This window comes from Moritella sp. 36, assembly GCF_018219415.1.
GTDB lineage: Bacteria > Pseudomonadota > Gammaproteobacteria > Enterobacterales > Moritellaceae > Moritella.
The window spans coordinates 3,838,777-3,861,553 of record NZ_CP056120.1 but is presented as its reverse complement, the minus strand read 5'-3'; the positions used below and the strand labels follow the sequence as shown (position 1 = coordinate 3,861,553).

17 protein-coding genes are annotated in these 22,777 nt (G+C 40.5%); 6 read left to right on the top strand and 11 right to left on the bottom strand.

Annotated features, from left to right (window positions below):
* Positions 1 to 36 precede the first annotated feature (36 nt).
* Positions 37 to 234, top strand: coding sequence for a DUF1107 family protein (locus HWV03_RS16985; protein ID WP_211672671.1), 198 nt, complete (start codon positions 37 to 39; stop codon positions 232 to 234).
* A 105-nt stretch (positions 235 to 339) separates the two neighbouring features.
* Here HWV03_RS16985 and HWV03_RS16980 read toward each other — a convergent pair whose 3' ends face one another.
* Both HWV03_RS16980 and smrB read right to left on the bottom strand, forming a co-directional pair.
* Positions 340 to 606 carry a hypothetical protein gene (locus HWV03_RS16980; protein ID WP_211676961.1) on the bottom strand — a complete coding sequence of 89 codons (267 nt, stop codon included), beginning with the start codon at positions 604 to 606 and terminating at the stop codon, positions 340 to 342.
* Positions 607 to 613: 7 nt separating this feature from the next.
* Entirely contained in the window at positions 614 to 1,243 is a 630-nt protein-coding gene (gene smrB, locus HWV03_RS16975) for an endonuclease SmrB (protein WP_211676960.1), read from the bottom strand.
* A 77-nt stretch (positions 1,244 to 1,320) separates the two neighbouring features.
* Between smrB and prmB the strand changes: the two genes are divergently transcribed.
* Together prmB and aroC are read left to right on the top strand one after the other, a co-directional pair.
* Complete coding sequence (gene prmB, locus HWV03_RS16970; RefSeq protein WP_211672668.1) at positions 1,321 to 2,250, top strand: 50S ribosomal protein L3 N(5)-glutamine methyltransferase; 930 nt, start codon at positions 1,321 to 1,323, stop codon at positions 2,248 to 2,250.
* Between the two features lie 187 nt (positions 2,251 to 2,437).
* Entirely contained in the window at positions 2,438 to 3,526 is a 1,089-nt protein-coding gene (gene aroC / locus HWV03_RS16965; RefSeq protein ID WP_211676959.1) for a chorismate synthase, read from the top strand.
* A gap of 108 nt (positions 3,527 to 3,634) precedes the next feature.
* Here aroC and gcvA read toward each other — a convergent pair whose 3' ends face one another.
* The 4 genes from gcvA to HWV03_RS16945 all read right to left on the bottom strand — a co-directional run bounded on the left by gcvA (position 3,635) and on the right by HWV03_RS16945 (position 9,170).
* Complete coding sequence (gene gcvA / locus HWV03_RS16960; RefSeq protein WP_211676958.1) at positions 3,635 to 4,516, bottom strand: transcriptional regulator GcvA; 882 nt, start codon at positions 4,514 to 4,516, stop codon at positions 3,635 to 3,637.
* Between the two features lie 250 nt (positions 4,517 to 4,766).
* A complete protein-coding gene (locus HWV03_RS16955) occupies positions 4,767 to 6,308 on the bottom strand; it encodes a CoA-acylating methylmalonate-semialdehyde dehydrogenase (RefSeq protein WP_274609796.1) in 1,542 nt (513 codons plus the stop codon).
* Positions 6,309 to 6,386: 78 nt separating this feature from the next.
* Positions 6,387 to 7,550 (bottom strand): iron-containing alcohol dehydrogenase, encoded by a 1,164-nt coding sequence (locus HWV03_RS16950; RefSeq protein WP_211676957.1) that lies wholly within the window; start codon positions 7,548 to 7,550, stop codon positions 6,387 to 6,389.
* 60 nt (positions 7,551 to 7,610) lie between these two features.
* Positions 7,611 to 9,170, bottom strand: a complete 1,560-nt coding sequence (locus HWV03_RS16945; RefSeq protein ID WP_255546883.1) for a BCCT family transporter — start codon at positions 9,168 to 9,170, stop codon at positions 7,611 to 7,613.
* 480 nt (positions 9,171 to 9,650) lie between these two features.
* On the opposite strand from HWV03_RS16945, the gene HWV03_RS16940 reads away from it, so the two are divergent.
* Positions 9,651 to 12,206, top strand: coding sequence for a CoA transferase (locus HWV03_RS16940; RefSeq protein ID WP_211676956.1), 2,556 nt, complete (start codon positions 9,651 to 9,653; stop codon positions 12,204 to 12,206).
* Positions 12,207 to 12,347: 141 nt separating this feature from the next.
* Here the strand turns inward: HWV03_RS16940 and HWV03_RS16935 are convergent, their stop codons facing one another.
* The 5 genes from HWV03_RS16935 to ebgR all read right to left on the bottom strand — a co-directional run bounded on the left by HWV03_RS16935 (position 12,348) and on the right by ebgR (position 20,445).
* On the bottom strand, positions 12,348 to 13,781 hold the full coding sequence (locus HWV03_RS16935; RefSeq protein ID WP_211676955.1) for an amino acid permease: 1,434 nt from the start codon (positions 13,779 to 13,781) through the stop codon (positions 12,348 to 12,350).
* A gap of 211 nt (positions 13,782 to 13,992) precedes the next feature.
* Positions 13,993 to 15,423 carry an amino acid permease gene (locus HWV03_RS16930; protein ID WP_211676954.1) on the bottom strand — a complete coding sequence of 477 codons (1,431 nt, stop codon included), beginning with the start codon at positions 15,421 to 15,423 and terminating at the stop codon, positions 13,993 to 13,995.
* A gap of 174 nt (positions 15,424 to 15,597) precedes the next feature.
* Entirely contained in the window at positions 15,598 to 16,050 is a 453-nt protein-coding gene (locus HWV03_RS16925) for a beta-galactosidase subunit beta (RefSeq protein WP_211676953.1), read from the bottom strand.
* A complete protein-coding gene (gene ebgA / locus HWV03_RS16920; RefSeq protein ID WP_211676952.1) occupies positions 16,050 to 19,151 on the bottom strand; it encodes a beta-galactosidase subunit alpha in 3,102 nt (1,033 codons plus the stop codon). The genes HWV03_RS16925 and ebgA overlap by 1 nt, the downstream gene beginning before the upstream one ends.
* Before the next feature lie 298 nt (positions 19,152 to 19,449).
* Entirely contained in the window at positions 19,450 to 20,445 is a 996-nt protein-coding gene (ebgR, locus tag HWV03_RS16915) for a transcriptional regulator EbgR (RefSeq protein WP_211676951.1), read from the bottom strand.
* Positions 20,446 to 20,651: 206 nt separating this feature from the next.
* On the opposite strand from ebgR, the gene galE reads away from it, so the two are divergent.
* Positions 20,652 to 21,662, top strand: coding sequence for a UDP-glucose 4-epimerase GalE (galE, locus tag HWV03_RS16910; RefSeq protein WP_211676950.1), 1,011 nt, complete (start codon positions 20,652 to 20,654; stop codon positions 21,660 to 21,662).
* Positions 21,663 to 21,666: 4 nt separating this feature from the next.
* Positions 21,667 to 22,746, top strand: coding sequence for a UDP-glucose--hexose-1-phosphate uridylyltransferase (locus tag HWV03_RS16905; RefSeq protein ID WP_211676949.1), 1,080 nt, complete (start codon positions 21,667 to 21,669; stop codon positions 22,744 to 22,746).
* Positions 22,747 to 22,777 lie beyond the last annotated feature (31 nt).

Here is a 22,777-nt window from a genome sequence, read left to right as displayed (position 1 = left end):
GGATGGTACTTATATAAGCGTATAAAGGAGTGCTAAATGCGTAGTTTTAAACAGTTTAACTCATTGCGTATCGCAAGATATGTAAAGAGTTTTTTTCATGGAACCCTCTATGTCACAGGTTTGGGATTGTTAGAGTTCCAGCAAGGTTTGTTAATCATGCCGAGCAATGCAGCGAATAATGTTAAAATGCGTATCTCGGAAGTAAATCGTGAAATTAAAGGATTTGCAGTTTAGCAAAGCGCGCTTGAAAGGTTAGTGTTATACACTAACCTTTTTTTGTGCCTGTCTTTTGGTTCAGTTGGATAGCGAGTTTTGCTCTTACCGATAAAGCATTTGATGTTAGGCGATAAACATCGACACATTAAAGCCTACTGTAATAGCTAAGCCAATCAGCATAATAATGATGACATTGTAACGCTTTAGAAAACTAAGCCTTGGGTGCTTTACGTTAAATATTGCAGCTTTGTCAGTCTTTACCCTTATCTCTTCTGCTTTTATTGCGTGTAATCTATTCTCTTCTATCATTGCTTCTTCAAGCTGCGCCAAACGCTCGTTATTTTCTTTTTCTAGCTCTGCAAACCAGAGATCTTGTTTATCGACCACCATTAATTCATTACCTTAAAAAGTCTTCTTTATTAGTCAACTCAACGAGAATTGATATTGCAGCACTGCCACCCCAAGTTTTGGTTGCTTGGTGAAATGCTTCAATATCAGGATGCTGGGCTAACCACATTGGCAATTGACGCTTAAGAATATTTTTGCCATGACCGTGCATGACATTACAACAGCGGATATGCTGTTTACGGCACTCTGCGATTAATGCAGATATTTCTACCTTGGCGATTTCTTGGGTTAAACCATGCAAGTCCAAAAGCAATTCGGGTTCGTAATCACCACGACGTAATTTCTTCAGCTCATAGGGTGAAACGCCATCACGTATATAACGGGTAGGGCCTTCGTCTGCAATGTGGGGCTCAAATTGATCGGAGAAAAAATGTTCACGTTGCGCTGATTCTTGGCGGATTGAATCATTTGCTTGTGTTTTCGGTTTATTAGCCCTGATTTTTGTTTTGCGTATGGTATCCTGTGTCAAAGGTTTTATACCTTTCATACTATCAGAAAAAAGAGCGTGTTCATCTGGTTTCAGCGCGGCTTGCGATACTTTCACTTGCGCAGCTTGTACCTGTTCTTTTGCTACATCTATTTGCAGCAACATCTTTTTTTTCATTTGTTTATTAAACATAATGTTAGTTACCCAAATTCAACTGCTAAGCTCAGTTGATTAAACATTTTGTTATTTTACCAAAATTGGAGTCAATTGTGGACAGGATTTTTATTGACGAAGCAGTCAAAGAGTTAACGACAATACAAGATATCATCCGTTGGGCGGTTAGCCGTTTTAACGATGCGGGTATTTTTTATGGTCACGGTACTGATAACGCGTGGGATGAAGCTGTACAGTTAATCTTACCGACACTACATTTACCATTAGATATTGACCCTCAAATTCGTCATGCGAAACTGCTTACTTCTGAACGCCAAAAATTGGTTGAGCTGATCGTTCGCCGTGTAAACGAGCGTATCCCTGCAGCATATTTGACTAACAAAGCATGGTTTGCTGGTTTAGAGTTCTTCGTTGATGAACGTGTTTTAGTGCCACGCTCACCGTTTGCTGAACTGATCATGAATGGCTTCCAACCTTGGTTAACACACGAACCTATGCGTATCCTTGATATGTGTACGGGCAGTGGTTGTATTGCCATTGCATTGTCACATGCATTCCCAGATTCAGACATTGATGCAGTTGATATTGAACACGGTGCGATTGAAGTTGCCGAAATCAATATTCAAGATCACGGTGTTGAAAATCAAGTAACACCAATTCAATCTGATTTGTTCTCGAACCTAACTGGGTTACGTTACGACATGATCGTATCGAATCCTCCTTATGTTGATCAAGAAGACATTGATAACTTACCAGACGAGTTCAAACACGAACCTGAAATCGGTCTACAGTCTGGTTTTGATGGACTAGAGCTAACGCTTAAAATGCTAGCACAAGCACCTGACATGCTAAACGACGGCGGTTTACTGTTTGTTGAGATTGGTAACAGCATGGTTCACATGCAAGAGAAATTCCCTGAAGTACCATTTACCTGGTTAGAAATGCAAAACGGCGGTCACGGTATCTTCGTGATCAGCAAAGAGCAGATCTTAGATTCTATGGCAGAGTTTGCTCCGTTTAAATAAATAGTCGCTCCGTTTAAATAATGCGGTAACGAACTATTATAGGTCTTTAACCCATGATAAACCTGTGATCATCTTATGATGATGACAGGTTTTTTTATTCCTTTTTTAGCTATTTTCTATTGTCGCTAAGCCGCGGGTCTTGTATTCTCAAAGGTATTAGTCGGCATTATATAAAGGAAACGCTGTTATGGCAGGGAATAGTATTGGGCAATTATTTAAGATCTCCACATTCGGAGAAAGCCATGGTCCAGCACTTGGGTGCATCATTGACGGCTGCCCTCCAGGACTTGAAATCTCACTCGAAGATCTGCAGTTTGATCTCGACCGTCGTAAGCCTGGCACATCTCGCTATACCACTCAACGACGTGAAGCTGACGAAGTTCAGATCCTTTCTGGTATTTTTGAAGGTAAAACTACAGGTTGTTCAATTGGCCTGATGATCAAAAATACCGATCAACGTTCACAAGATTATTCAAATATTAAAGATACCTTCCGTCCAGGTCACGCTGATTATACTTATCATCAGAAATTTGGTCATCGCGATTACCGTGGTGGTGGTCGTTCATCGGCACGTGAAACTGCAATGCGTGTAGCAGCGGGTGCAATTGCGAAGAAATATTTGAAAGAGCAACACGGTATTGTGATTCGTGGTTATTTATCACAACTGGGCCCAATCAAAGCAGAAGCACTGCAATGGGATCAAGTTGAACAAAACCCATTCTTCTTTCCTGATCCAAGCAAATTAGAAGCGCTTGATGAATACATGCGTGGATTGAAAAAATCAGGTAACTCTGTGGGCGCTAAAGTAACTGTGGTTGCTGAAGGTGTTCCTGTCGGTTTAGGTGAGCCGGTATTCGATCGTTTAGATGCTGAAATAGCTCATTCATTAATGAGCATTAATGCCGTGAAAGGTGTTGAGATTGGTGATGGTTTTGGCGTTGTAGAACAGCTTGGTAGTGAGCACCGCGATGAAATGACACCAGAAGATGGTTTCCTTTCTAATCATGCTGGTGGCGTACTGGGTGGCATTTCAAGTGGCCAAGACATCATTGCTCACATTGCGATGAAGCCAACATCAAGTATTACCATTCCCGGTAAATCAATTGATAAGTTTGGTAATGCAATTGAAGTGGTTACCAAAGGTCGCCACGATCCATGTGTGGGTATTCGCGCAGTGCCAATTGCTGAAGCACAACTTGCTATCACGCTAATGGATCACTTGCTAAGACATCGAGCGCAGAATCTACATGTAGTAACAGACACACCAAATATGTAGTTAAGCTCTCCCTTAAAGTAAAAGGGGAGGAGTTAAAATGTTATTATCAAATACCCATCAGCTTAGGTTGATGGGTATTTTTACATTTAATCGGCTACATAATTACGGTCAACAAATTTCACTTAGAATCCATTGTCTAAATGTTTCAATTTTTTTATTATCAATTTGATTTGTAGGTGTTTTTAAATAAAAACCTTCTGTTGTCGGTATCGTTTGCGAAAAGGGGGCTATTAACTCACCTTTATGTATTGATTTTTTTACCAATGAACTACGTCCGAGTGCAATTCCATGACCATATTTTGCCATTTCAAATGCCGATACTAACGTATCAAATGTCATCCCTTTATCAGTATTAATATCATGAAATCCAGTAGCGTTAAGCCAGTGTCCCCAGCCTTCTTCATAACCAATAACATGCAATAAAGAGTGATCATTAAGTTCACTTGGGCATTTAGGGATTGGCATACCACTTAATAATGTGGGGCTACATACTGGTATTAACTCATCCCAAGTCAACCTGTCAGATCTAAAACCGTCCCAATTTCCATGACCGTATCCCACATTAATATCTGAATCTTTATCAAGATCATCGGCCCAAATATTACTCGTAAAACGGATGAGAATATCAGGATGTTGTTCATAAAAGGATGCCATTTTAGGTGCTAACCATTGGCAAAAAAATACGAGGTTAGAACAGACTGTAATTTTTATTTTTTTGCTATCACCAAAAATCTCATTTGTTGTGGCTGCAAGTTTATTAATGGCTTCGCTAACGGGTGGAAAGTATGATTGTCCAGAATCAGTCAATGTTAAACCACGTGGTAAACGTGTAAATAGAGGCATACCTAAATTAGATTCTAAGCATTTTATTTGAGTACTAATTGCAGCTTGAGTTAAATTCAGTTCATTCGCCGCTTGTGTAAAATTCAAATGGCGAGCTGATGCTTCAAAAGAGCGTAACCAGTTTAAAGGTGGGAGATTTTTTTTCATTTTAGAACCATAAATGAGACATGTTGTCGCGAATGTTATCATGCTAAAATTAACTTTTATTAGACTTAGATCTAAGATAAAAACTTATATTAAGAGCATGCTCAACTTAATTTAATTCGGAATGAAAATAAAAAGTTAGATATGTTAATGGGTTAAAATATATTTTTATTGTTCAAATAATTTGTCTGTAGCACTAAACTTTTTTGCGGCTACAGACAAAAGATAAACAGGCTCGAACTTATTATTCGGCTTATTTTAATGTTGGCATTGCGAATTCAACATTTTCGCGCAGACTTGTTGAAGGCCAGCGCTGGGTAATTGTTTTTCGTTTAGTATAGAAACGAACACCATCTGGACCATACGCATGTAAATCACCAAATAAAGAACGTTTCCAACCACCAAAGCTATGATAAGCAACTGGTACAGGTAATGGTACGTTAATACCAACCATACCAACTTGAATATGATCAGAGAAGTAACGTGCAGCTTCACCATCACGCGTGAAGATACAGGTACCGTTACCGTATTCATGAGCATCGATTAACGCCATTGCTTCTTGCATTGTATTAACACGAATAACTTGTAGTACAGGGCCAAATATCTCGTCTCTGTAGCTCAACATATCTGTTGTTACGTTATCAATTAATGTACCGCCAACATAAAAGCCGTCTTCATATCCAACCACTTCAGGATTACGACCATCAACAACAATCGTGGCGCCATCTTTTTCTGCACTATCAATATACGCATTTACTTTTTCTTGATGTGCTTTTGTAATAACAGGGCCAAAATCATTTTTTGGATTGCTATATGGACCTACCTTTAAGTCTTGCATTGCAATCGTCATTTTTTCAACCAACAAGTCACCAGCTGTGTCGCCCACAGCAACAGCAACAGATAATGCCATACAGCGTTCGCCAGATGAACCAAATGCAGCGCCAACAAGCTGATTTACAGCGTTGTCCATGTCAGCATCTGGCATAATGATGGCGTGGTTTTTAGCACCACCAAGTGCTTGACAACGTTTACCATTAGCAGCTGCTGTAGAATAAATATATTCCGCAATCGGTGTTGAGCCTACAAAGCTAACGGCTTGAACACGCTTATCTGTTAATAGTGTATTAACCGCGGTTTTATCACCATTAATGACGTTAAGTACGCCTTTTGGTAAACCCGCGTCTTGTAGTAACTGAGCAATGAATAGTGTTGCGCTCGGGTCGCGTTCAGATGGCTTAAGAATGAATGTGTTACCACACACGATCGCCATTGGAAACATCCAGCAAGGTACCATCACAGGAAAGTTAAATGGTGTTATACCCGTTACCACACCAAGTGGTTGAAATTCGCTCCAGGAATCGATACTTGGTCCTACATTTTTACTAAATTCACCTTTTAGTAGTTCTGGCGCACCACATGCGTATTCCACATTCTCAATACCACGTTGTAATTCACCCATCGCATCATGAGAGATCTTACCGTGTTCTTGGCCGATAAGTTCGCAGATTTTTTCTGCATTCTGTTCCAATAATTCTTTAAATTTAAACATAACACGAGCACGCTTAATAGGTGCCGTATTACGCCATGCAGGGAATGCCGCTTGAGCACTTGTAATCGCAGCTTCAACAGTTGCAACACTGGCAAGATCAATATTCTTTTCTGACCTACCTGTCGATGGGTTGAAGATAGGCTGACTACGTTCACCATCAATAATCATTTCACCGTCAATCAGCTGACCAATAGTTGTTAATTCTGTGATTGTCGCTTGAGATTTATCCATTACTACTTCACTCATGAGAGATCTTCCCTTTTGATAAGCGAATATTCGCTATATTTAAATTAATATAAAATGCTACATGTAAAAGTTGGGTAGTTAATCAACCCAAATCTCTTTATATATCGCAATCATTTCGTCAATGCTTGGAACCCGAGGATTGTTATTTGGTGAGCCTGACGCTAATGCTTGTTTTGCCATTGTAGGCAGCAAATCAAAGTACTTAGCGCCCTCAATACCAAACTCAGCTGGTGTTGGTACGTTAAGCTCAACATTTAGAGCCTTAAGTTCTAGAATCAATTTTTCATTGGCGACATCAGTTGAATCTGTTTCACTTGCAATGCCCATGGCTTTTGCACAATTAGCATAACGTTCTGGTGCTGCAGGAATAGAAAATGCGGTAACTGCAGGTAATAACATCGCATTAGATAAGCCGTGAGGTACATGAAAAGCGGCACCAATGGGACGACTCATGCCATGAACAAGTGCAACCGAAGCATTTGAAAACGCCATGCCAGCAAGCGTAGAACCTAACATAATGTTTTCACGTGCCGTTTTATCATTACCGTCATGATATGTTTTACGTAAATTTGGCGCGATGAGCTTCATCGCTGAGATAGCTTGTGAGTCACTAAACGTATTCGATTTTCTACTTACATAAGCTTCGATCGCATGCGTTAATGCGTCAATGCCGGTATCCGCGGTAATTCGGGCTGGTAATGAGAGGGTTAACTCAAAATCAACCAATGCTGCAACAGGCATGAAACCAACGCCTGCGCATAACATTTTTTCATCATTCTTTTCATCGGTTATAATCGTGAAACATGTACATTCAGTACCAGTGCCAGCGGTCGTTGGAATTGCAATTAGGGGTAATCCTTGCTCGCTAACAACCCTCGGTACTTTATAATCACGCATTTCACCACCAAATTGTGACAAAACAGAGATTGCTTTCGCGCTATCAATCGGACTGCCACCACCCAGTGCGATTAAGCAATCAAAATCACCACTTTTAGCTTTATTGATACCATTTTGAATCGAAGCGACAGTCGGTTCTGGGACTGTATCATCAAAGATTTCAGCGGCTAAATTTGATAATGCTAATGCATTTTTGATTTGAGCTGCATAACCTAATTTGACCATCATTTTATCTGTAATTATCAAGGGTTTCGATACGCCCAAGTTATTTAAAACGTTCACTATATCTTTACTTGCACCAGCGCCAATTTGCATTATGCGTGGTAATATTACTTGTGATGACATGACTATCTTCCTATTTATAATATAGAGGGGAACCAATAACCCCTCGCTATTTGATTGTTATTACTTTAGCTCGGCAAGTGTTGCTGATTCAGTTGGATAATCCTCATGTAATGCACGGATTAAGCCTATAACAGAAAGTATAATAACGAACGAAAATGGTAGTGCGGCCAATACTGATGCGGTTTGCAATGTCTTTAAGCCTCCAGCAAGTAGCAGCACTGCTGCAGATGCGCCTATCGCACAGCCCCAGAAAATGCGGTATCTTGGTAATGGATTTTTTTCACCCATGCACACCAGTGAACAAATAACTAATGTCGCAGAGTCTGCTGAAGTGACAAAATAGGTCACAAGCATTACGACACAAATGACAGCCATTAAGATGGTAATTATTGAGCCTGAATCCATCGCTTCAATTGTTTTAAACAAGGCCATCGTCATGTCAGTGTTTACCGCATCGATAATACCTGCACCTGCTTGTTCTAAATAAAATGCAGTAGAGCCAAATGTGGTGATCCAGAACGCGCCCATTATCGTTGGTGCAACTAAAACTCCCGCTACAAACTCCCGAATCGTACGTCCTTTTGAGATACGAGCGATAAATACACCAACAAATGGTGCCCAAGATAACCACCAACCCCAATAGAAAATTGTCCAATCACCTTGCCAAGAGTCATCTGGATTAGTGTTAACCCAAAAACCAAGTCCGACAACATTTGTTAAATAATCACCAAAATTAAGTACAAATTCACTTAAAATATAAACCGTCGGTCCGAGTATCAAAAATAATACCAGGATGACAATCGTCAGCTTCATATTGATGGTACTAATGACTTTAATACCTTTATCAACACCTAGTAATACCGAGCCGATAGCGACTACTGACACAATGGCGATAATGATGATTTGATTGACTGTCGATACTTCAAAACCAAGTAAATAGCTCATACCCGCATTTATTTGTTGAGCGCCAAGGCCAAGCGATGTTGCAATACCAAATACAGTGCCAAACACGGCTAGATAATCTGCTGTGTGGCCTATTGGGCCATAAATTTTTTCACCAAATATCGGATACAATGCTGAACGTATCGTCAGTGGTAGTCCTTTATTATACGAAAAATAAGATAAGGCTAAGCCAATAAGAGCGAATATAGCCCAGCCATGTAATCCCCAATGGAAAATCGTCACTCGCATCGCAACTTGTTTTGCACCTTCAGGATCTATCGCGGCACTGACAAAGGGGTTTGATTGGTAGTGATATATAGGTTCTGCGATACTCCAGAATAGAATACCAATGGCGATACCAGCACTGAATAGCATCGAAAACCAAGCGAAATCACTATATTCAGGTCTATCAGTCTCTTTGCCTAAGCGTACTTTACCAAAGCGACTGAAAATCAACCAGATTGAGATAAATAAAAATATGCTCATTAAACCAATGTAATACCAGCTTAAATTATCTGTAATAAATTGTTTTGAATTGTTATAAATGGTATTGGCAAAATCTCCACCAACAATTGTAAAAATAATAAAAAATAAAATTAATAGCCCTGATCCAATCATCATGACTGGATTTGAACCTTTAAAAAATCCTTCCTTCGCGATCATATTTTGATGACTCACAAACAGCTCCTTAGATTATGTATCAATATTATTACCTACCAACAATGTCATATATCACCGTATTGTATTTCGGCTTTTAATACGTAATTTACAACAATGAAACCCCTGTCATAAATGTTAATAAAGTGATGCTGAAACTTAATTGCAGGTCATAAATTCAGTGTTTGCATTGTTAAGCAGTTACCTGTGATTGAAAAGTAATTTAAATCACCTCTATGGCCATAGTTTTTTTATAGTTATAAAACAGTCGCTTGGGGATACCTCGTAGGTGGTACTTTATTGTTTTAAGAAAAATGTCAAAGATTTACAAGTAAGAATATGAGACTTGTCACTTTATTTTTAGCCATAAAAAAAAACACATCTAAGGTTAAATTTTTGTTGCTGGTCTGATTTTTATTTTGCTAATAGTATCCGTTTGAAAGAACACGATATTAATAATTCACATCATAAAATCGAAATTCATATAATTGGAATCTAATCATGACAACTCAAATTCAATTACCACTTAAAGGTATTTCTATTATCGATTTTGGTCAGCAAATAGCTGGCCCAGGTGCTGCAATGATTCTCGCTGACTTAGGCGCAACGGTCATTCACATTGATCCACCGACAGGCCCTCTTTGGGATCACCCTGCCAACGCCATATTGAACCGTAATAAGAGTTGTCTTCGTCTAGACTTGAAAGACCCAACCCAACAGAAAGAAGCGCTGAGCCTAATAGCAAAAGCTGATGTTGTACTAGAAAGCTTTCGCCCTGGTGTAATGAAAAAACTAGGCATCGATTTTGAAACACTACGCCAAGAAAATCCTGCTTTGGTTACATTATCTGTACCTGGGTTTGCAAGTAATGATGAACTGCGTAGTGGCTGGAAAGCAACGGAAGCAATCGTTTCAGCTGCATCCGGTGCGTTTAGTGATATGGGGTATAACCGAGTCTTGATGGGTTTAAATCCAAGTTTTTCTCCATTGCCATTAGGTTCTTCATACGCAACCGTACTTGCCGCAAGCGCTGTTATTTTGGCGCTTTATGCCAGAGAAAAAAGCGGCCGAGGTGATCATATAGAGGTGCCAATTGTTGCAGCGCTAATGGAAGGCTTATCATATAATTCTTATGTTGTTGAAAATTTACCAAATCGTTATAAAACAATGCGTGATCATGAAATTGAATATCGTCAAGCAAACAATATCGAAATGGATTTAAGTTACGAGGACCTTCAAGAGTACTTAGACCCATTTTACCGTACATATTTATGTGCAGATGGCCGCATGTTTTATTGCGTTTGCCCATCACATCGAAATCATGCAAAACGTGCATTAAAGGCATTAGGCATTTATGAAGAACTTATTAGTGATGGTTTACCTGAAGTTGAAAATCTACATTTACCAACAAATGAATGGGATGGAGAAACATCAATCGGTGTTTATCCACTACCTAAAAAATGGGCCGATATTATATCAACAAAAATGAAAGTGGCATTCCTTACAAAGACATCCGAAGAATGGGGGGGGATTTTTGGTGAAGGAAAGATTCCAGGTGCACCACATCGTACCACGCAAGAATGGGTAAACAGTGAACATTGCGAAAAATCAGGTCTTATTGTTAAAGTTGAAGACTCACAGTATGGTTTAATGAAACAGCCAGGCCCAATTGCATGGTTAGAAGAATGTGCAACAGATATGGTCACACCGACAGCACGTATGAATGTGACCGTTGCACGTGCTTTAGATTTATTATCAGTCAACGAAGCTGCGCGTAACTTACCCGAAGCTTCAACAATTGTTAGTCATAAAGGTTGGTTAGACGGTATTAAAATCCTTGATTTAACAAACGTTATTGCAGGACCACATGCTGCGGCATTACTCACACGTTTTGGCGCAGAAGTAACAAAAATTGATACTGTCTCTCCTATGTATGACCCACTGATCGGTACGTTTTTTACTTTCCTAACTAATATGGGTAAAAAGAGCGCGTTAATAGATATAATGTCAAACAAAGGTCGTGAAATATTCAATCGTTTAGTACAAGAAAGTGATATTGTTTTAATTAATGCGCCAAGCAGACAAATGGTACATTTAGGCCTAGATTCAGAAAGCCTATTAGCTATTAATCCAAAAATATTGTTCTGCCGTTTAGATTGTTTAGGTGGTCCATTGGAAGGCCCTAAAACAAACTATATTGGTTACGATGATATTATCCAAGCTAACAGTGGTATCATGAGCAGATTTGGTGGAATAGCAACGCCAGAAGAACATGCTCATCTGGGTACTCTCGATGTTAATTGTGGTTTCGCTGGCGGTTTAGCTATGGCAACATCGTTATTCCATTTACAACGTACTGGTGAAGTAAGCCGTGCAAGAACATCGCTTTCAGCTGTAACAAATTTAGCGCAACTCCCATTTGCTTTTGATTATGAAGGCCGAGCACCATTTAATGAACCGTCTGGTCGTGATGCACTTGGGTATAATGCTTTGTCACACTTCTATAAGACCCTAGACGGTTGGATTTTCATTGACTCTAACATGCAAGAGCAAGATAAATTAGCCACTATCTCAGGTTTAGAAAAACTGACTGATGCTCAAGATAAAAAAGTATTTTTAACAAGCATTTTGGTAACCAAAAAATCTCAAACATGGATCGATGCGCTACACCAGATTGATATTGCAGCCGTCATCCCCCGTAACATTGAAGATTTACGTAAACAATACAGTCGTGAAATTAATGGGACAGCAGGGATAGACAGGGGAAGCTATGCTTTTTCTATCTATCCAAATCACCCTAGTGGCCACAAATTAACACAAGTTGATCATTATGCTATTCGTCCAGTAGAAGCATTTATTAAATCTGTTACTCCAACTGAGAGGTTTGGTCATTCTACACAAGAGGTTTTAGCTGGCGTTGGTTATGATAAAGATGAGATTGCAGCTATGATCGAAGAAGAAATTGCAGGTTTGGGTTGGGGTAAAGAGTTTTTACCAAGTGATGGACTCACTGCAACTGAAAAGGTAGAAATTAGCGAAGCGTTACAACCAGCTTAATTTATTACTAATTACCTATCATTAATTATATTAATGGTAGGTAATTATGACAAAGTAAGAAATTGGAGTCTGTGTGTCAGATAGAAAAAGGCACTGATAATCTCAGTGCCTTCATAAGCTTATTCTAGAAGTAGTCTAGGTTTATTTTGTCGCTGAAGCTAATGTCTGCTTCGCTGTCGTTTCACCTTGTGCTTGCTTCTTTTCAAAGCGAGAGATCCACCACCATGCAATTGCAGAGAACACCATCGTCATGAATACGTTGATAAAGAATGCATTCACTAAATCAACACCTGTTGGGAATGCTGATGCTGTCATACTTACCACAAAGATAACGATAAGAATTGAAACAATAGTCATACCCACTTTACGAGAACCCATGCGGAAATCACGTGGTGTGTCATCGTATTTAAGACGGAAGATGAAGTAAGCAACCATAATAAAGATAGGCGGTAACATCGCTGTACCAGCAGTTAAGTTAATTGCTGTGCTCATCATCTCTTGTACCGATTCAGAACCGAAACCATTAACCACTAACATGATTACCACGAATGCGAACTGCCACCAAGCGGCACGTACTGGTACACCGTGCTCGTTAAGTTCAGTTGTTTTCTCGCCGTATACGCCTTTTGGAATTTCAGAAAAGTGAATTTTAACTGGTGCAGCTGTCCACATCATCATCGAGCCAAACATCGCAATGAACAGAATGATACCAACCAAGCGACCCACTACGTTTTCATTAACATTGAAGTATTGCGCCATACCGGTAAATATTTCAACCATACCGCCAGCATAAGTCAGTGACTCACGTGGAACGAATACGTTTACTAATAGAGAGCCAATTGCATACATAGCACCGATAAGGATACCTGCTGAGATGATCACGCGGATAAACGTTTTCTGACCGCCTTTCACATCTTTCAAATATGCAGCCGCTGTTTCAGCACCACCTGCAGCTTGGAAGATCCAGCACATAATACCAATCGTTGCCCAGTTGATCGTCGGCGTCATTGCTTCCATCGTAATTGGTTGAGCCGGAACATGGTCACTACCGAGTGCCATTACCGCCCCAACAACATAGATACCAAACAGCGCGAATACACCGTAAGCCACAAGTTCAGAAATTCTACCTAACCAAGATGCACCCTTTGTCGAAATGTGCGTTGCCGCAGCAAACAAAACAATCGAGATAATAGAAGTTACCACTGGAGAGAAATTGTACTCATATCCAAGCATTGCATAAGACGCATAAGCAATTACGTTTGGTAGTAGTGATACAAACCAAAATAGGTTCACAAACCAATACAGGAACGAACCAAGGTAGGCATTCTTTGTGCCTAATGGTTTTTTCAACCAGTCATACATGCCTGATTCTGAATCTTTATTGGCAGATACAAATTCAGAAATAATAAACACGAATGGGATAAAGTAAACCAAGGTAGCCAGTAAAAATATAGGCGCTGAACTTAAGCCTAATTCGATATTATTATTAACAATGTTACGGACATTAAATACCGCCGCGAGAGTCATAGATAACAAAGCGAACTTTCCTATCGTGCCACGTACAGATTGAGACATAATTAACGTATCCTATATTAATTAAATTATTAAGTGATCTTTAGTAAATATCCAATTATTAGCTTTACTAAAAATTACTGTGGTTAAGTCATTAAACAGAAAATAAGCAACAGACCAAATGAGTATAATAGAACATGTCGCTGTGCTTACTTATCTGTGTTTAACAAAGGAAGCACCGATGTCACTGGTGCTTCATAATGTAATTCAACGCCTATAATTGAACTGCAGGTTTTGCTTCTTCAGCAAGTTCTTCGTGTGTCAGTGATTGTTCATACTTGTTGTATTTCCACCACGCGTAGCCAAGGAAAATAACAATCCCGCCAACGTTGTAGAAAATAATAGTCATGATGTCTGCGCCAGTTGGGAAGGTTGAAGCAAAGAACCCAACAGTAAAGATAGCGATAAGTACAGACACAATAGCGATACCGGTAAAGCGAGAACCCATGCGGAAGTCACGCTCGAGGTGATCTAATTTTAAGCGTAGGTTGAGGTAAGCAATCATGATGAACAGAGGTGGTAGCATAGACGCTGCCGCTGTCATGTTGATGATAGTGCTCATTAAGTCTTGCACCGTGTCAGACGCCAATGTTGGGATAAACATCAGTGGGATAACAATTAAGAATTGAATCCATGCTGCGCGTACCGGTACACCTTGTTTGTTGAGTGCCACCGTCTTTTCACCAAAAATACCTTTTGGAATTTCAGAGAAGAAGATTTTCACTGGTGTTGCCGTCCACATTAATAATGAACCCAACATGGCAGTAAACGAGATGATACCAACAAAACGGTTCATCATGATTTCTGGTAAACCGAAGTGTCTTGCAAGGCCTTCAAATACTTGCACAGAGCCGCCGGTAAATTTCAATGCTTCACGTGTCACAAAGACGTTCGCTAAGATAGAACCCACAGAGTAAAGTGCACCAATAAAGATACCTGCAAGGATGATGACTTTAACGAATGACTTGTGGCCGCCTTTAATATCATTCACATAAACAGCAACAGATTCTGCGCCACCTGCAGCCATAAAAATCCAGGTGATCACACCGAGGAATGCCCAGTTAAACGATGGTGTCATCGCTTCAATTGAAATTGGGTCCGCAGGTACAATACCGCCCATTAAAGCGCCAGCTGACAGGATGATGTAAGACAGTGTGAGTAACAGCATGAGTGACGATGTAACGGTCGTAATTGGACCCAGTAATTTGGCTCCGTTATTTGATACGTGTGTTGCAACCGCGAAAAGTAAGGTACTTAAAACCGCCGTTGTCATTGGGGTGAATATATACTCAAACCCTAAGAAGGCATACGACGCGTAAGCAATAATTCTTGGTAACAGTGACGTGAAAAAGAAGAGGTTAACGAACCAATAAGTATAAGCTGAGATGAACGCCCAGCGACCACCTAGCGAACTTTTTACCCAAGAGTAAACACCCGCTTCAGAACTTTTGTTGAGTGACACAAATTCAGCCACAATTAAGCAGAACGGGATAAAATAAAAGATGGTTGCGAGAAAGAACATAGGGGCAGACGATAAGCCTATTTCAATATTATTATTAATAATATTATTGAAGCTAAAAACCGCTGCAAAAGTCATGGACAGTAGGGCAAATTTGCCTATCGTGCCTCGTCTAGATGTTGACATAAGGTACTCCGATGTATCGTGTTTCAAATGTAGGTAAGGAGGGATTTGGACGGTTAAGCTCCAATCCCTCTCTCATTTTTAGTTCTGGATACGTGCCCAGATTTTATTATTTAACTATCTATTTGGTTACTGATGTAACTATTTATCTAGCTATTTATTCAACTACTTATTTAATTATTTATTCAAAAAATAGCCGTCTTCGATTGTGACTTTCAGTACCACTTTTCGCACCGTATTATCACCGTGGAATCGGTACGCTTTTGAGTTATCAAATACAGCGACTTGGCCTTCACAAAGTTGCTGTATTTCACCGTGACCTGTCAGGTATTCACGGTCAGTTTCATCGGAGTAAACTTGCACTAACTCAAGATCAGACTTGTCTGCTATTTCTACCGTTTCACGGCCTGCTAAGTAATAATGCACATCAAAGTAACGACGATTGCCTTCAAAGGTTTCGGTATTACGTGCGATGCCATCTTCAATCATGTACACCAACGAATCGCCGATAGAGTACATCACGCCATCTCTTAGATTGCCGATGTTCTCAATTGCTTCAATGCAGCGATGCCATTTACGGCCATCGCGATATACCACTTTGAATTGGTCTAAATTATCTAAAACGATCATTACTTATCTCCGCCAATAAGAGTGTGTGCTTGAATCGCGTCGTCCGTTGTTGTGAACGTATGATTTGCGAGTGCGCTTGACTTGCAACCACCCTGGTGAAAAGGGACTAGCGTTAATGCGTAGTTAAACTTATCCATGTACACACGGTATGAATCTAATACTTCCGAACCCCAAGAGTTTGACCCTAAGCCCATCAATTTGTGGTCAAGGTTCACGGTAATGTAACCGCTCTTTTCAAGTTCAATCGTGTGTTGTGCTTCATGGATGTTTTGGTTGGTGTAGAACCAAGCACTGAAGTTAATTTCTTGCTCTGGTTTCACAAACAAGCCAGTACCTTGGCGGTTTGCTAATGATGCCCAGCGTACATGTTGGCGGTTGCCGTTGTTTTGTGGGAACGGATAGTTCTCAAACATATCTGCAACTGTCGTTTTGTACACATCAATCATGTTAGCTTGCTGGCTGTCTTGGTAGTTTTCTTCAGGACCGCGACCGTAGTATTGCACTTGGTCGAAGTCATTATTGATGCCTAAATCTAAGCCAAGTACTGGGATAACATGTGGGTATTTACCGTAGCGTTCGCCAGCAAGTTGAATGTTGATTTGGCCTTCTTTATTCACTTCGTACACGTAAGTACAACGCATACCAAAATCAAATACCGGTGGTGCAATAATGCTGGTCACGGTGAAGATCGCTTTACCGTCTATTTCTTCAAGCGCAATTGAACGGAAGTGCTCTTGCATTATGTGCAAGTGAGCAGGTTCCCACAAACCATCGTGTTCTTGTTTGTGGTTATCAACCATAGGTTTGAAGAAATTCAGTTTTGGTGAACTGGCAATCAGCTCTTCGCCGTTAACCAACCATGATGTTAATTTACCGTTCACTTTAGAGAAGTTAACTGCAAAATTTAGCCCTTTAACCACATAATTTAAGCGAGATTCAACTACGTCTAATGCAATGGAATTGCTATTCGCGAATGTAGGTAGTTGTTGGGTGTTCTCTTTTAATTGTATTTGGTAAATTGCGATGTCGTGGTTTGCTTCGCTGTAACGCGTGCGAGAGTCTTTGCGTACCGTGAAATTAATGAATACTTCACGACCATCTAACTCTGGCAGGGTAATTTCAATATCACGGCTGCTGTTTTCTGCTAGTTCGATTACTTTAAATGTAGTGCTTTGTAGTGTTTCACCTTCGGCGCGTATTTCAGCTGTAATGGTGTAATCATCAAGGTTTGAGAACCACAGCTTGTTATCAACAGTGAAAATACCGTTTGTCGCATCTTTCGCGCGGATCTTCACAGGTGCAATTACTTGCTTGTATTCTTTTAACCCCGGACCCGGTGTTTGATCTGAATAAACCAGACCATCCATACAGAAGTTATAGTTATTTGGGTAATCACCGTAATCGCCACCGTATTTCAAAAATTCAGTGCCGCTTTCATCTTTAGCCAGAATTCCGTGGTCACACCATTCCCAAACAAAATGACCTTGAATAGAATCATGTTTGTAGAACACGTTTTGGTATTCCGTCAATCCGCCTGGACCATTACCCATAGCATGCGCATATTCACAAATGATGCGTGGTTTGTTATGTGGGTGTTCACCAAAGGCATTCATTAATTGCGCGCGAGAATACATGGTACTGATGATATCAACCACTTCGGCATCACGGTCTTCTTCATAATGCACTAAGCGTGTGTCATCAATTGCTTTTGCAGCTGCATACATAGCTTTGATGTTACAGCCATAACCAGATTCATTACCCAGCGACCACATGATGATAGAGGCATGGTTTTTTTGAGCATGGATGTGGCGTTCGATACGTTCAACGAATACCAGTTCCCAAGCTGGATCATTAGTGATACGGCTCAAGTCATCCACGTTAGCAAAACCGTGGGTTTCCACATCGGTTTCGGCCATCACGAATAAACCATATACATCACACAGCTCGTAAAAACGGGGATCATTTGGATAATGTGCGGTACGTACTGAGTTGATGTTGTGTTGCTTCATCAAGATGATGTCTTTCTCAACACGCTCCATACCGACAGCACGCCCTTTTAGGTGATCGTTATCGTGGCGGTTAACGCCGTGTAACATGACGTATTTGTTATTGATGTAAAACAAACCATCGCGCACTTTAATATCACGGAAACCAACACGCTGCGGGATGATCTCAAGTACCTCGCCTTGTTCGTTTCTTAGTGTCAGTACTAATTGATACAAGTGAGGATTTTCAGCAGTCCAGTGAATAGGGTTAACCAGATCAATGGTAACGTTTACATTTTGAGTCGAAGCAAAATCCAATGACTTGATATTACCTTCTGCCAGCGCTGTTGCATCATCATATAAGGTATATTCGAGTGAATAATTAGCCACTGGATCCGGTGTTAAGTTTTCTAGCACCGCTTTACAAGACAGGGTCGCATTTTGGTAAGTATCATCAAAGTCAGTACAGACGGTAAGATCTTGCACGTGTACTTGTTCTTTACCCACTAAGTAAACATCACGGAAGATACCGCCTGTCCACCACATATCTTGATCTTCAATGTAAGTTGAATCAGCCCATTGCATTACACGCACGGCCAGTAAGTTTTCACCTTGTTGGGAAAATTCTGAGATATCAAATTCAGCCGTTAAGCGACTGCCTTTACTAAAACCAACATAGTGACCGTTAACGTAAACTTCAAAGTAAGTTTCAACGCCATCGAACTTGATGATGGTTTGCTTATTGCTCCATGTATCGCCCAACGTGAATGTACGTTGGTAAGCACCAGTTGGGTTATCACTTGGTACGAAAGGCACATCAATCGGGAATGGGAAACCTTCATCGGTATATTGAAGATCGCCATGGCCTTCCATTTGCCACATATTTGGAACGGTGATCTTGTCCCAGTTGATCATGTACTGAGAATAAAATTCGTCAGGTACAAGCAGCGGATTAGTGAAAAAGTTAAAGTTCCATTGGCCACTTAGAAGTTGATAGTGGCTGCTTAATTCACGTTGGAATGTTCTTGCTGTTTGTACTGAGTCGTATGAGAAAAAGTAAGCACGCGGTGCCATTCTATTTTCATTCAGGCGGAAGAAGTTTTCCCAATTGTTCACGTGTAGCCTCCAAGACGATAGCGATAGTTCTAAAAAATTTAGCAAATTGCTTCTGGTAAAGCATGTTAACTAAAGTTTTAGTAAAACAAAGCGGGAGGTTGTTTTACTTTTAACTGGATCACAGTAGATGCTAATTTTTGTGAGCTAGATAACGTTAACTCAAGGTTGTAATGTAACTAATTTGTATGCTGTAAAGTGAACGGGTAGAGGGAATGTTAAGAAGTCGCTTGAAAGGGGGTAAGAAAGAAGAGGGGGGGGATAGCAGCATAGCGATATGCTGCTTTGATTTTAGTTCATGCTATTTCTTGGTGGTATCGCGTAAACGTAAGTTACTTGGAATATACGCATTAATCGGGATCACACGTTCATCTCGGCGGCGCTCAATCAATAAATTAACCCCTTGGCTCCCCATTAATTCTGAATGAATACGTACCGTTGATAACGATGGAAAAGTAAATTTAGCGGTCGGAATATCGTTAACACTGATCAAGGCTATGTCGTTAGGTATGGATAGACCTTGCTCATGAATAGCGCGTAATACACCGATGGCGATTGAATCTGACGCGATAAAAAAAGCATTCGGATAATCAGTTTCAAGCATCTTTTTCGCGAGTTTATAACCTGATGAACTTGAGAAGTCACCGCGGTATAAATCTGATTCCAATACGACGCCTTTTAGCTGACCATATTCGCTAAAGGCTTGTTCACGGATATCCGGTGTATCAATATCATCCTGACCACCAATAAAGCCAATGCGGCTATAGCCTTGATTGGTAAAGTGATTAATAACTTGCTTGCTGATTCTAGCTAGGTCGATATCGACAGAGTCAAAGGCTTCTTCATGATCTGTGTAATCAATATAAACAATGTTTTTAGTGAGTTTTTTTATCGCCGTTAGTTGTTCTTTACTTTGACGACCAATTAATAAGATCCCGTCTACTTGCGAGTTCTTAATATTGAGGTTGCTCTCGTAACTGTTGGTCAGGGCTATATCAAACTTATCACATTGAGTTTCTATGCCGTGACGAATAGCCAGGTAATAAGGGTCATTTATTTCAGTATCTTGCTTGTAATTATACAGGGCGAGAAAGTGCAGATGCTCTTTTATTTTCGCAGGTAATGCGCTTGCCAGTTTTCGCGTTGAACTGGTTTTGTATTCCAGCTTTTCTGCTATTTCAAAGATACGTCGTTTGGTTTCTTCTTTTACACTTAATGTTGGATCTTCATTTAATACACGCGATACCGTCGCTAATGAAACCTTAGCTTCGTTGGCTATTTCCTTTAATGTTGCCATTCATCCTCCAGCCCATTCATTATTGTTCTTTTATAGTGGGGTATTTTACGGAATAAATGAAATTTTTGATACCTAAATCTCATTTTTAGTAAAACTTTACTAATCGGCGGTTGTTTTTGTGGAAACGTTTACATTTGATCGGTAGGGTACTCAAATATTTTAGAGAACCACTGACTTCGTGTCTTAAAATTGCGGGAGAATTCGTTGTGAAAATATTGGTAACTGGTGGCATGGGCTATATTGGAAGCCATACATGTGTGCAGATGATTGAAGCAGGCATTGAGCCTATTATTATCGATAATTTAGATAACAGTAAATTGGCGGTACTCGATCGTATTGAAGCATTAACGCAGGTTCGCCCTATTTTTTATCAAGGTGACGTGCGTGACGAAACCTTTCTAGACCAAATTTTCACTGAACATACGATCGCATCGGTTATTCACTTCGCAGGGTTAAAAGCGGTTGGTGAATCAGTGCAAAAACCATTGGAATACTACGATAACAATGTAAATGGTTCACTCGTGTTGGCACGCTCAATGCGTAACGCCAATGTGAAAAGCATCGTATTTAGCTCTTCGGCGACCGTTTATGGTGATCCAGAGGTTGTACCAATTACCGAAGATTCCCCGACAGGTGCGACGACCAACCCTTATGGTCGCAGTAAATTTATGGTCGAGGAATGTTTTTCTGACCTTTTTGATGCTGAAAATGATTGGAGCATTACCTTACTACGCTACTTCAACCCGGTTGGCGCTCATCCGTCTGGCACCATGGGTGAAGATCCGCAAGGGATCCCAAATAACTTAATGCCGTTTATTGCGCAGGTTGCAGTTGGTCGTCGCGAATCATTGTCAGTGTTCGGTGATGATTATTCAACACCGGATGGTACGGGGGTTCGAGATTATATCCACGTTATGGATTTAGCCGATGGTCATATTGCCGCATTAACCGCGGTAGGCCAAAAATCGGGATTACATATTTATAACCTCGGCACAGGTAAAGGTTCAAGTGTATTAGAAATGGTGAATGCGTTTGCACAGGTATCAGGCCAACCAATTCCTTACCAATTATGTCCACGCCGCGCTGGTGACATTGCCGAGTGCTGGGCCAATACAGCAAAAGCCGAACAAGATCTCGGTTGGAAAGCCACGCGCACTGTGATGGAAATGAGTGCTGATACATGGCGCTGGCAGTCAACGAATCAACAAGGATATTAATCTCATGTCTAACTCTAAATATAAGTCGGAATCTAGCCAAGAATTTAATCCAATTGATCATCCACATCGTCGTTATAACCCATTAACGGGTCAGTGGATCTTAGTATCACCACACCGAGCAAAACGTCCGTGGAGTGGTCAAGGTGAAGAACCTGATACAGCCGAGTTATCGACGTATGAAAAAACCTGTTTTTTATGCCCGACTAACAAACGTATTTCCGGTGATGAAAATCCAAACTATGACGGCACATATGTGTTTAGTAATGATTTTGCCGCGCTCATGCCTGATTCACCTGAAGCACCAAAATCAACTAACCCGTTGTTTAAGACCGAAGGTGTACGTGGGTTAAGCCGCGTTATCTGTTTTTCGCCGGATCACAGTAAAACATTACCAGAACTACCTGTTGAAAAAATCCGCGGTGTTATTGATACCTGGAATGAGCAAATTGAGGAATTAGGTAAAGATTACTTATGGGTGCAAGCGTTCGAGAATAAAGGCGCTGCGATGGGCTGTTCGCAACCGCATCCGCATGGCCAAGTGTGGGCGAATAGCTTTTTACCTAATGAAATTGAGCGTAAAGAAAAACTGCTTAAAGAATACCAGCAAGAGCATGGTTCGAGTTTATTAGTTGATTACGTTGAATCAGAGTTAAAAGACGGTGAACGTACTGTCGTTGAGACGGAACATTGGCTTGCTGTTGTACCATATTGGGCGGCGTGGCCGTTTGAAACCATGCTACTGCCAAAAACACACATTCGTCGTATGAGTGAATTAACAGATGAACAGCGTGATGACTTAGCGTTAGCCATTAAGAAACTCACTTGCCGTTATGACAACCTCTTTCAATGCTCATTCCCTTATTCAATGGGCTGGCATTACGCGCCATTCTTTGAGGAAGGGACGGATATAGATCATTGGCAATTACATGCACTTTTCTATCCGCCATTACTGCGTTCTGCTTCGGTACGTAAATTCATGGTGGGTTATGAAATGTTAGCTGAAAGTCAGCGTGATTTAACGGCCGAGCAAGCAGCGCAAAAACTGCGTGATGTGAGCGACGTACATTATAAAGAACGTTTATAAACAGCGATGACTGATGGAAAATAGCTGTGAT